Consider the following 10,352-nt stretch of genomic DNA (forward strand, 5'->3'; position numbering starts at 1 on the left):
CGTCGACAGAACCCCGCCATATAACGGCGAAAGCCACACGCCGATGATGGCCCCTCGTCCGTCCCGCACGGGTGTACCCCAACGAACCACGCCAAGTCGGTTCGCGGTCTGCCTATGCAAGTGGGTACGACTTAAGCGGCGCTCGTCTCATTCGTTGCCGTCGCCTCAAGGTCCGATGCCGAGTCAGTAGCCAAGTCGAAAGTCGCCCTTGGTCGCGCAAACTGGCAAGGTCGCGGAAAGCGGATCTGCCGCCGGCGGAGCTCGACGGGTCAATCGAGTCTCGCAACAAGCCGTGCAAGATGACACTCATCAACCGAGACAAATCCGGGCAAGGAACCACCACGTGCCACTAACACAGCAGCAGCTCGAAACCAGCCTCTGGAGTGCCGCCAACGCGCTCCGCGGCCCTGTCGACCCTGCCGACTTCAAGAACTACGTCTTCCCGGTCCTGTTCTGGAAGTGGCTCTCTGACACCCACGACTACAACCATGAACTGGCTGTGGAGGAGTGGGGCGCTGATCTCACCGATGAAATCGAGGCAGACTTCCAGCCGTTCGTCATCCCGCCGGGCGAACACTGGAACGTGGTCGCGCGCAGCACGCAGGCCCGCAAAGGATTACGTGTGCGCAAGGCGATGGACACTATCGCCCAGGCCAACGCGGACACGCTGCGAGGCGTGTTCGGTGACGCAGCATTCGCCAACGAGGATCGTGTTCCTCGCCCGGCGCTGGATGCGCTGCTCAACGCCTTCGACAAGCTGACATTGAACCCGAAGCAGGTGACCGGTGACATGCTCGGCGCGGCGTACGAGTACCTGCTGGAGAAGTTCGCCGACTCCTCCGGTCAGAAGGCGGGCGAGTTCTTCACCCCGCGCTCGGTGGTGCACATGTTGGTCGACATCCTCGACCCGCAGCCCGGTGAGTCGGTGTACGACCCGGCATGCGGCTCGGGGGGCATGCTCGTGGAGACCGTTCATGCAATCTCGGCGAAGGGTGGCGACCCGCGTGCGGTTCACCTGCACGGCCAGGAGGTGAACCTCACGACTAGCGCCATCGCCCGGATGAACCTTTTCCTCCACGGGATCGAGGACCACGACATTGTGCGGGGCGACACTCTGCGCAACCCCGCGCACCGCACTGCGGCGGGCAAGCTCCAGACCTTCGACAAGGTCATTGCTAATCCCCCATTCTCGCTGAGTCCCTGGGGAGAAGAGACCTGGTCAGCAGACAAGTTTGGGCGCGCCTTCTGCGGTGTCCCACCGGCCAGCAATGGCGATTACGCCTGGGTTCAGCACATGATCACCACCCTCAGCCCCACGGGCCGGGCGGCCATCGTCCTGCCCCACGGCGTGTTGTTCCGCGGCGGCAAAGAGGCCGCTATCCGCAAGTGCATCCTCAACAACGACCAGATCGAGGCCGTCATCGGTCTGGCACCCAATCTCTTCTACGCCACGCCCATCCCGGTGTGCGTGCTGGTGCTGCGCAAGTCCAAGCCCGACGAGCGCAAGCGCAAAGTCATGTTCATCGACGCCGCCAAACGCTTCCAGCCGGGCAGGAACCGCAACGACCTCAATGAGGACGATGTCGCCGCAATCCACGCCGCCTACCACGAGGGCAACGACATTGACGGCGAGGACGGTCTGTCCCTGCGCGTCGTCGATCTCGACGAGATCAAATCCAACGACTACGACCTCAACATCGGTCGTTATGTCTCTACTGCCGTGGCCGTGGACGAGGCGACGGTCGAGGAATCTCTCGCCGCCTGGAATACCGCTCGCGCCGAGCGGGAGCAGGCCGAGGCCGCACTCCTAGAGCGGATTGTCGAAGCCGGATTCCTAGGTGATAACAATGCGTGAGGGATGGGAAGTGACTATTCTCGGAGAGATCGTCGAAATTGCCGGGGGCTCAGCAATTCCGCCCAACAACGAGGCGTATGTCGGCCTGGAACACTTCGATCCCGGAGAACGATGGGTTAAGCGTTTCGGAAGTACGTCCCAGGTGACGAGCGCGTCTACCCCGTTTAGGCCCGGAGACATCCTTTTCTCGAAACTGAGGCCGTACTTGAATAAGGTCTCAATGGTTGATCAGCGCGGGTGGTGTTCCAACGAGGCACTCGTATATCGCGCCATCCCGGAAAAGGTCTCCCAGGGGTACCTGTTCAACATCCTCCGCAGCCAGCAAGCCATCGCGTTCGCCACCCAATCCAGTGCAGGCACGCGGATGCCGCGCACCTCGTCGAAGAAGATGGACAGCTATCCAGTTGGCCTCCCGCCCCTCCGCGAGCAGAAGCGCATCGTTGACCTCATGGACTCGGTTGACGCCGCGATCAGTGCCGCCCAGGCCGAAGTGGATACGGCGGTAGCGCTGGAAACGCGGATCAACTTGGAGGTGTTCCGGCCACTACTTGACGGCGCAACCGCCCAGGTGTCGACGCGAACTGACATGAAACTTGGTCGACAGAAGGGCGGTGCTGCGGCAACGGATGTACCGAAGTACGCGACGGTGAAGTCGGGGAGCATCACCAGCACTCACTTAGTCAACCCGGCGAGCTTCGACGAAATGCCAATTCCCGAAGCTTGGATCGCCTCCCATGGGCTGCGTCCCGGTGATGTCGTACTTGCGGAGGGAGGGACTGTTGGCGAGTCCGCTGTATGGCCCGACCACTTGGTCGGAGACTACGGCTATGACAAACACGTGATCCGCATTCGACCGTTAGAAGGGAAATCCACCACCAACTTCATCGCGCACTGGTGCCGATTCATGAAGGCGAGCGGGACTTTCGATGCGACAGCAACTGGTAAGACAATCAGCGCTCTCGGTTTCGGACGTGCCGCAAAGCTCCCCTTTCCGGATCTCTCTGTGACTGAGCAGGAGGATGTAGTCAGACCTCTGGTGGCTGCCGATTCTGCCGTCTCTACGTCTCAGTCCGCTCTCGACCGTCTCCGCGATCTGCGTTCGTCGATGCTGTCTGTTCTTCTTTCTGGTGAGCATGAGATCCCCGAGACTTACGATCAGTTCTTAGGCCTACCGGAGAGGGCACAGGCAGGGTGAGCGTGTTTAGCGAGGCGAAGACGGTCCAGGATTGGTTGGTCACGAAGCTGGCCGGTCAGGGGTGGACGGAGGTCGATGCTAACGCGCTCGACCGGGACGTGACGGATGTGTTCATTGAGTCCGAGGTCGTCGCCGCGCTGATTCGTCTGAATTCGGAGATCGCTGCCGATGAGCTGCTGGTCGATGAGGTGGTGCCGCAGCTCCGGATTGCGGCGATGGCCGATGACCTGCTGACGGCGAACGAGCGGATGACCTCGTGGCTGAAGGGCCACAAGACGATCCGGTACACCGGTACCGACCGCTACTCAGGCGTAAGTCTGGTCGACTTCGAGGACCTAGATAGCAACACGTACTGGGTGTCTCGCGAGGTCACCTATGGCCCGGTCGGCAACAAGCACCGGTTCGACGTGGTGCTGTGGGTCAATGGCTTCCCGCTCGTGGTGATCGAGACCAAGACCCCGGTGAAGGCATCGGTGTCGTGGCTCAACGGGGCCATGGACATCGCCAACACCTACGTCCCGCGGGTTCCCGAGTTCTTCTCACCGAACCTGATGCTCGCCGCGACCGAGGGCAAGGAGTTCCACTACGGGGCGATCCTGTCAGAGCCTTCCGGCTGGCAGATGTGGGGCAGCACCGAAGACCCGTACGACCTGGACGGCATGGCCCGCGTGGTGCGCACTGTCGAGCTGCTGCTCACCCCGCCGATGATCACCGAACTGCTGGGTAGTTTCACCTACTTCCATTCCGACGAGTCGGCGCGATTCAAGATCCTGCCCCGCTACCCGCAGGTCGAGGCCGCGAGAGCGATCTACCGCAAGGTCAAGACCGGCGGAACCAAGGGACTGATCTGGCACTTCCAGGGCACCGGCAAGACCCTGCTCATGGCGTTCGCCGCGAACCTGATCCTGGAAGACCACGAGATCGGTGATCCCACGATCCTCATCGTCCTGGACCGCATTGACCTGGTGGGACAGACCATGCGCCAGTTCCAGGGTCTCGGGGCACCGAACCTGATGGAAGCCACGACCCGGACAGAGTTGCACGAAGCGCTGACGACGGAGCGGACCGGCGTCATCGTCACCACGATCTTCCGCTTCACCGAGGGCCACGGTGCGCTCACGCAGCGCGACAACGTGATCGTGCTCGTCGACGAAGCCCACCGGACGCAGGAGGGCGATCTCGGCGGGTACATGCGCGAGGCGCTACCGAACGCCCGGTTCTTCGGCCTGACCGGAACCCCGATCTCCGACAAGGACCGCAATACCTTCGAGCTGTTCGGCGACCCCCAGGATCCCGGCCACGCACTGAGCGAATACTCGATGGAGCGCTCCATCCACGACGGGGCATCCGTCCCGGTTCACGTCGAGCCACGCCTGGTGAACTGGCACCTGGACACCGAGACCATGGACGCCGAGTTCGATGCCCTGGTTGAGGCCGAGGGGCTCAGTGAGGACGAGCGGGACAAGCTGGTTCGCCGCGCTGGTCAGGCTCGGACCATCGTGCGCAATCCTGACCGCATTGCAGCGGTGTGCGCCGACATTCTGGAGCACTTCGCGTCCAAGGTCGCACCGCTGGGGCTCAAGGCTCAAGTCGTGGCCTTCGACCGTGAACTGGTAGTCGCCTACGAGGCGGAGCTGAACCGGCTCATCGCCGCCAACCCGGACTATGACTTCACGACCAAGGTCGTGATGACCACCGGGTCCAAGGACGATCCTGCCGAGTGGAAAAGCACCTACGGCATGTCCCGCCCAGAACTGGATCAGGCGGTCAAGGAATTCAAGACCGCCGAGACCGGCCCGCACCTGCTTATCGTCACGGCCAAGCTGTTAACTGGGTTCGACGCCCCCATCGAGGGCGCGATGTACCTAGACAAGCCTCTTAGCCGGCACACGCTGTTCCAGGCGATTACCCGCACCAACCGTCGGTACAAGTCCCCGGTCACCGGCCACGACAAGCGGTACGGCCTCATCGTCGACTACATCGGCCTGGGATCGGCCATCGCGGTGGCACTGCGCAAAGCGGACCCGGAAGGCCCAGGTACGCGCCCGGTGGACATCGACGGACTCATCACCGAGTTCTCGGGCCGCAAGGCCGCGGCCCTGGCGCGGTTCGCCGGCATCGAACGCGATGGCAGCTACGAGTCCCTGTTCGAGGCTCGCCAAGTGCTGACCAAGGACGAGGGTGAGCTAGACGAGTTCGCTCGCCAGTTCATCGGCCTGCAAGCCATCTGGGAAGTCATCTCTCCGCACGAAGATCTGGAACCACACGAGAGCGACTATCTCTGGCTCGCCGGGATCTACGAGACGACCAGGCCAACCAGTACCTCTGACGCGCTGCTATGGGCCAGGCTCGGTGCTAAGACTCAGGCCATCGTGCATCGCAACATGCGGGACGTGACGGTTAAAGGTCAGCCCGAGCAGGTTGTCATCGACGCGGAATCCATCGAGTACTGAGGACCCTGTTCGACGGCACCGAGGACGAGATCGACCCGACACGAGACATCAACACCGACCCCATCACCGTCGAGGAAGTCTTCGACACCATCTCCCGCCGCATCAAGCGCCGGCTGGAGACCACCGGTGCCGCGCTCTACAAAGATCTCTCTGAACAGCTCGAACGCCTCCACAAGCAGGCGGTCAACTCTGCAGAGGACAGCCTGCTGTTCCTCAAGCAGGCGCTGGAGGTAGCGCAACGGGCGACCAAAATCGACCGACTCGTCGATGAGGGCAAGATCGACGAAGCCGAGCGCATCCTCGATCCGAATATCGGAGCGCTCACCCAGATAGTCGAGGAGTGCAAGCCCGAAGGCGCCAGCGTCGTGATCGAGGATGTCGTCACCGAGATCGACCGGATCGTCCGTGACTCTGCCTACTCAGGGTGGGCGACGGACCAGGCCGGTGACCGCGAAGTGCGAAAGCAACTGCGGCTGGCCCTCAAAAAGTTCGGCCTTCCGCCCTCCGGTGAACTCTTCGACCGGGCTTACGCCTACGTGCGCGAGAACTATTAATGAGCTTCCCCTGCGGCACGCTGGAAGGCGATAACGCATCCGGCTGGGGCCAAGGCCCTGATCACGGTCGCGACGCTGCACGAGGCAATCTAGACGCCATTGACGGCATATCCCCTGCTCACGACCACTATGGCAACACGCCGCAGTTTGCCAGAAGTGGCATACGGTCGCTATCTTTAGTTCATCAACACCGGTCCCCTCTGTCAGGCACCGACTTAACGGTCACAGCCTGTCATGGGCCGGTTTTCTTTTTCGGAGCATGTTAGTGGCGTACGAGAAGCCCCATAAAAACCTCAACGAGCAAGTCGCCATCATGCAGGACCGGGGAATGGACACCGGCGAGCTTAAAGATGCGGTCGCATACCTCAAGAGGATCGGCTACTACCGGCTCAGCGCATACAGTTACCCCCTGCGACAGTGGACGGGCCACGGAGCTGATGCGAAACGGGCCGAGACGTTCATAGAAGGTACGACCCTTGACCAGGTCGTAAAACTCCACGACTTTGACCGAAAAATCCGAACTCTCCTACTGGACGGCCTCGGCCAGGTAGAAGTCGGGATGCGATACGCGATCTCCTACACCCTGGGGAAACGCGATCCCTATGGCCATCTCAGTATTGATCACTTGGATCGTCACCAGTGCAACGACCCGCAGCACCGAAATGACCCCTCCACGACTCGCCTAGAACACTGGCAGGCGAGGTTCGACAGGCGAATAAGCGAATCCAGGAATGAAGACTTCGTACGCCACTTCAATGAAAAGTACGCGGGTGAGATGCCCATCTGGGTCGCCGCAGAAGTGCTCGACTTCGGCGGCCTCGTCAGCCTCCACGGGCTCTTGAAAACTGAGGACAAGCGAGACGTCGCACGCTCAATGGGGTTCGAGGGTGCCAATACCGGGCACCTCCACAACCACTTCGTACAGCTCAACGTTCTGCGCAATCACTGCGCACATCAGTCCCGGATCTGGAACCGACAGATCGTTTATCGTTCACCCGTATCGAAACTCGGAAAAGTCCCCGACAGCCTGAAGCATCTGAGCAGTATCCCCGCCGACAATTCGAACAAGCTCTACACACCCGCTGCGGTAACCGCGCACATCACCGAGCACCTAGACCCGAAATGCAACTGGCGACGCACGTTCGCCACACAGATCAAGAAAATGCCCCAGTTCTCGGATCGGATCAACTACGCAACCATGGGGTTCCCCGAGGGATGGGCCGCGGAAGCGCTCTGGAGCTAAACGTGTCCTGCGCAACCTGGCAGGCAAGCGCACCCCCCTGACCATCAGTTGTTCGGCGGACCGCCCCGACGAGCCGAGTGCCGATAATGTGTGTTCCGACGTAGTTGCTGGCCAGAGCGGTCACTCGCGGTGGTGGTGATCGCTGACGGTTCGTCCCGCGCGGTAGCGAGGTTTACCGTCGGCTCCGTGGCGGTAGCGGCGTGGGTTGCGGCCTGTGTTTCGGAGGTCATGCAGCAGCTCGACAGCGCGGTCCTCCCCCAGCTCGGTGATGGCGACTCGGTAGGCGCCCTGCTTGGTGGGGTCGATGTCCGGGAGGCTGGCGACGACGCGGTGCCAGCGTAGGAGCTCGAGGAAGCGCCGCTCCCCTGCCTGTTCGGCTGCTTGTCGGATTCGGTCTAGCAGCTCGTCCATGCGGCGCAGCGTAGCGCCAAGGTCCGACGGGCGTTCTAGTGCAGGTCGCGGGCGGCGATGAGCCCGGCGATGAAGTCTGCGACGCGGTCGGCTTCTGCGTCGGTGAGGTCGAACTCTTGGCCGCCGACGACGGTACGGGCTGGCCCGAGCGGTTCAAGTCCGTAGAGGACTCGCGTGGTCGCGGACAGGGCCGCCCGATCCGCGATGGACTCCACGGTGCAGTCCAGGGCGCTGGCAATCGCGGAGAGCTGGTCGCGGCTGATTGCCACGGGTGGTGCCGACTGTGCGTAGGCAGCGGGTTGGGATTGTCCACGCTCCCACGCACTGATCCACGGCGACTTCACGCCGACAGCAACTGCCAACTTGAGCTGCGTGAGGCCCTTCTCCTGCCGTGCAGCCCGTATCGAGCGGCCGAGCGACCGAGCCTCGTCTGGAGTCACAGGGTGTAGGTCACCGCGGTGGCGGTGTCAGATCCAACCCATAGCCGCCTGCTGTCGGATGTACTCGGGGATCAAGCCGATTCCCTCCGGCCCGGAGTTCCGGAGCATGTCCAGGGTGTTGCGATTCATGTCCTGCATAGATCCCTGAAAACCGGGGATTGAGTCGTTCAGCATCTGCGCGAATGGGTCCATGACCTGCCCTTTGCCTTGTAGAGATTCCGCTGCGAGGCTAACAGCGACAGCATGTTTACAGGGATGCTTCGTGGCTTGATCGTCCCAGGATGCAGGCAACGACGGTGTCGATCACCTGGGTAGCGGTCTGGTGATCGAGGGCTGCCCAGTCAAGCGAGCGACATTTTCTCGGGTGCGGCGGGCTGGGTTAGGACGTGGCGCCTGTGGCGGGGCCGGCGGTGAGAGAGGCGCGGCGCTTGGTCTCTCGGCGCATGGCGCGGCCTTCCTCGAGCAGGATCTCGAACAGGTCGTCGGTAGGCGCTTCGGCGCTGGCGCGGGTGAGGTGGGCCGCGGTGCGGGCGAAGCGGCGGCGGTAGGAGGCGTCGAGAACGTCGGCGGCGAGGGTGCGCACTCCGACGGCGGGGGTTCCGAGCAGGGCGACGACCTGGAGTGCGTCGGCCAGGAGCTGACCGTGGTGGCCGGCCATTCGGCCGGCATTGGTGAGTGCGGAGAGCACTCGGGTTGCGTGGTGGGGTTCGTCGGCGGCGATGAGGTCGGCGATCACGCTGTACAGGTCGCCGTAGCGGGGGTTGAGGAAGTCGCTTGCCTCGAGGTGTGCGGCGATGTGGCGGGCCTCGGTGGTGTCGTTGGTGTGCAGGAGCGCGCAGAGCAGGGCGGCCTCGGGGTCGAGCTCGGGGACGGTGGGAGCAGCGTCGGCGGCGGCGAGGTCGTCCACGTCGACCGGGTCGGCGCTGGCGTGCTGCTCGGCGGTCATGATGCTCATTGTCTGTCCTGTCTCTGCGGTGTGGTGGGTGATGCCGGTTAGGCGAACAGGTCGAGCTGTTCGGGTTCGCCTTCGATGGTGGTCGCCGGTTCCCAGATGGGTGAGGCTAGGAGTCGCAGCTGCGCTTCGAGGTCGGCGATTGTTTCGCGTTCGGCGTCGGTGTGGCAGTACAGGGCGCCGGGGGTCTGGTCTCCGACCTTGGCGTGGCACCACTTGCGGTCGGTTTCGCGGAACGCGTTGGTGAAGTCTTCGGTGACGTATCGGCTGATGTGGCGGCGGATCTGGGTCCAGGTGATGTGGTGGTCCGGTTCGCTGTTCCAGGGACGGTTGGTCCCGGTCCAGATGGACACCCCTTTGCTGCGGTATTCGTATGCGAGGCCGCCGCCGTATCCAGAGGACATGCTGGCGACGATGTGGGGGATCTCGGTGTCCGGGGATGCGGCGAGGCGTCCGAGGCCGTGCAGGGAGTTTGTCTTGATGAGGAAGCGCAGTTCGGCGTGGTTGAGAGCGTGCATGGTGGTGGTCCTTTCGGGGCGCCCGTCTGCCTCGCGGCGATGGGCAGTGGGTCGGGGGGAGGTCAGCCGTAGATGACGTCGCCGAAGATGCCCATCTGGAGGGCCATGTCGGCGTTGCTGGCGTCGATGTCGCCCCGGTCGCCGTTGGTGCGGTTGGCCTCGCGGAAGTCGTTGACGAGGTCGTTGTCGATGCTGCTCTTGGCGAGCAGGTTGGCTCCGCGAACGACGGTGTCGAGGTTGACGTGGTGCTCGTCGCCGGTCTCGTACTCGCGCACGGTGGCGGTGTAGCAGTCGCCTCCCGATCCGAGCGGGTCAAGGTTGTCCCCCGCGGGCGTGGTCCCGGTCTGGTCCGCGACGTGGACGACCTCGGCCCAGTAGCCGATGCCGGTCTCGACGGCGGTGCTGAGAACGTCGACCAGGAACTGGGTGCGTTCGGGGCTGCGGACAGCCGTGGGGGCGAGTGCCTTGATCCGGTCGGGGCGATGGCCGGCCCAGTTGTCGGTGTCGGTGACGACGACCGGGGCCTGGCAATGGCCGAGGGTTCGCACGTACTCGAGCGCGTCGGCGTCGGCAGTGAGGTCGACGACCTCGTAGGCCAGTCCGGCCTTGTCGAGGGTGCGCGTGGTGGCGTCGCACTGCACGCAGTCAGCCTTGGTGTAAACGGTGATGCTCATGGTGTTCCTCCTCGGGTTGCCGGGGGCTTCCTGCCCTCTCGGTATGGCTCCAGTCTA

General features: G+C 63.1%; 10 protein-coding genes and 1 pseudogene. 5 read left to right on the forward strand and 6 right to left on the reverse strand.

Annotated elements, in window-relative coordinates:
* Nucleotides 1-343 precede the first annotated feature (343 nt).
* The 3 genes from G6022_RS15545 to G6022_RS15555 are packed head-to-tail and all read left to right on the forward strand — an operon-like array spanning nucleotide 344 to nucleotide 5,503.
* Nucleotides 344-1,855 carry a class I SAM-dependent DNA methyltransferase gene (locus tag G6022_RS15545; RefSeq protein WP_182638573.1) on the forward strand — a complete coding sequence of 504 codons (1,512 nt, stop codon included), beginning with the start codon at nucleotides 344-346 and terminating at the stop codon, nucleotides 1,853-1,855.
* Nucleotides 1,856-1,865: 10 nt separating this feature from the next.
* Nucleotides 1,866-3,050: a restriction endonuclease subunit S gene (locus tag G6022_RS15550; RefSeq protein ID WP_182638572.1), complete on the forward strand. Its 1,185-nt coding sequence runs from the start codon at nucleotides 1,866-1,868 to the stop codon at nucleotides 3,048-3,050.
* Between the two features lie 2 nt (nucleotides 3,051-3,052).
* Entirely contained in the window at nucleotides 3,053-5,503 is a 2,451-nt protein-coding gene (locus G6022_RS15555) for an HsdR family type I site-specific deoxyribonuclease (RefSeq protein ID WP_347238194.1), read from the forward strand.
* Here G6022_RS15555 and G6022_RS15560 read toward each other — a convergent pair.
* Nucleotides 5,458-5,742 carry a hypothetical protein gene (locus G6022_RS15560; RefSeq protein WP_182691954.1) on the reverse strand — a complete coding sequence of 95 codons (285 nt, stop codon included), beginning with the start codon at nucleotides 5,740-5,742 and terminating at the stop codon, nucleotides 5,458-5,460. The two genes, G6022_RS15555 and G6022_RS15560, sit on opposite strands and share 46 nt — an antisense overlap.
* A gap of 126 nt (nucleotides 5,743-5,868) precedes the next feature.
* Between G6022_RS15560 and G6022_RS15565 the strand changes: the two genes are divergently transcribed.
* Both G6022_RS15565 and G6022_RS15570 read left to right on the forward strand, forming a co-directional pair.
* Nucleotides 5,869-6,057 (forward strand): hypothetical protein, encoded by a 189-nt coding sequence (locus G6022_RS15565; RefSeq protein WP_182691956.1) that lies wholly within the window; start codon nucleotides 5,869-5,871, stop codon nucleotides 6,055-6,057.
* Between the two features lie 265 nt (nucleotides 6,058-6,322).
* Entirely contained in the window at nucleotides 6,323-7,300 is a 978-nt protein-coding gene (locus tag G6022_RS15570; RefSeq protein WP_182638570.1) for an Abi family protein, read from the forward strand.
* Between the two features lie 120 nt (nucleotides 7,301-7,420).
* Here the strand turns inward: G6022_RS15570 and G6022_RS15575 are convergent, their stop codons facing one another.
* From G6022_RS15575 to nrdH, 5 genes and pseudogenes are all read right to left on the reverse strand, one after another.
* Nucleotides 7,421-7,711: a hypothetical protein gene (locus G6022_RS15575; RefSeq protein ID WP_182638569.1), complete on the reverse strand. Its 291-nt coding sequence runs from the start codon at nucleotides 7,709-7,711 to the stop codon at nucleotides 7,421-7,423.
* A 35-nt stretch (nucleotides 7,712-7,746) separates the two neighbouring features.
* A complete protein-coding gene (locus G6022_RS15580) occupies nucleotides 7,747-8,151 on the reverse strand; it encodes a helix-turn-helix domain-containing protein (RefSeq protein WP_182638568.1) in 405 nt (134 codons plus the stop codon).
* A gap of 379 nt (nucleotides 8,152-8,530) precedes the next feature.
* Nucleotides 8,531-9,106: a DnaB-like helicase N-terminal domain-containing protein gene (locus G6022_RS15585; RefSeq protein WP_182638567.1), complete on the reverse strand. Its 576-nt coding sequence runs from the start codon at nucleotides 9,104-9,106 to the stop codon at nucleotides 8,531-8,533.
* A 38-nt stretch (nucleotides 9,107-9,144) separates the two neighbouring features.
* Nucleotides 9,145-9,621 (reverse strand): hypothetical protein, encoded by a 477-nt coding sequence (locus tag G6022_RS15590; RefSeq protein ID WP_182638566.1) that lies wholly within the window; start codon nucleotides 9,619-9,621, stop codon nucleotides 9,145-9,147.
* A 455-nt stretch (nucleotides 9,622-10,076) separates the two neighbouring features.
* Nucleotides 10,077-10,295: pseudogene (gene nrdH / locus G6022_RS15595) on the reverse strand (glutaredoxin-like protein NrdH); the annotation flags it as partial.
* Nucleotides 10,296-10,352: the final 57 nt, after the last annotated feature.

It is taken from the genome of Dietzia sp. Cai40 (assembly GCF_014145165.1).
GTDB classification, from domain to species: Bacteria; Actinomycetota; Actinomycetes; order Mycobacteriales; family Mycobacteriaceae; genus Dietzia; species Dietzia natronolimnaea.

What these genes read in the sequence shown, in the direction of transcription:
- G6022_RS15575 (WP_182638569.1), bottom strand. Translation starts at nt 7,711, where the DNA reads ATGGACGAGCTGCTAGACCGAATCCGACAAGCAGCCGAACAGGCAGGG.
- G6022_RS15585 (WP_182638567.1), bottom strand. Translation starts at nt 9,106, where the DNA reads ATGAGCATCATGACCGCCGAGCAGCACGCCAGCGCCGACCCGGTCGAC.
- G6022_RS15590 (WP_182638566.1), bottom strand. Translation starts at nt 9,621, where the DNA reads ATGCACGCTCTCAACCACGCCGAACTGCGCTTCCTCATCAAGACAAAC.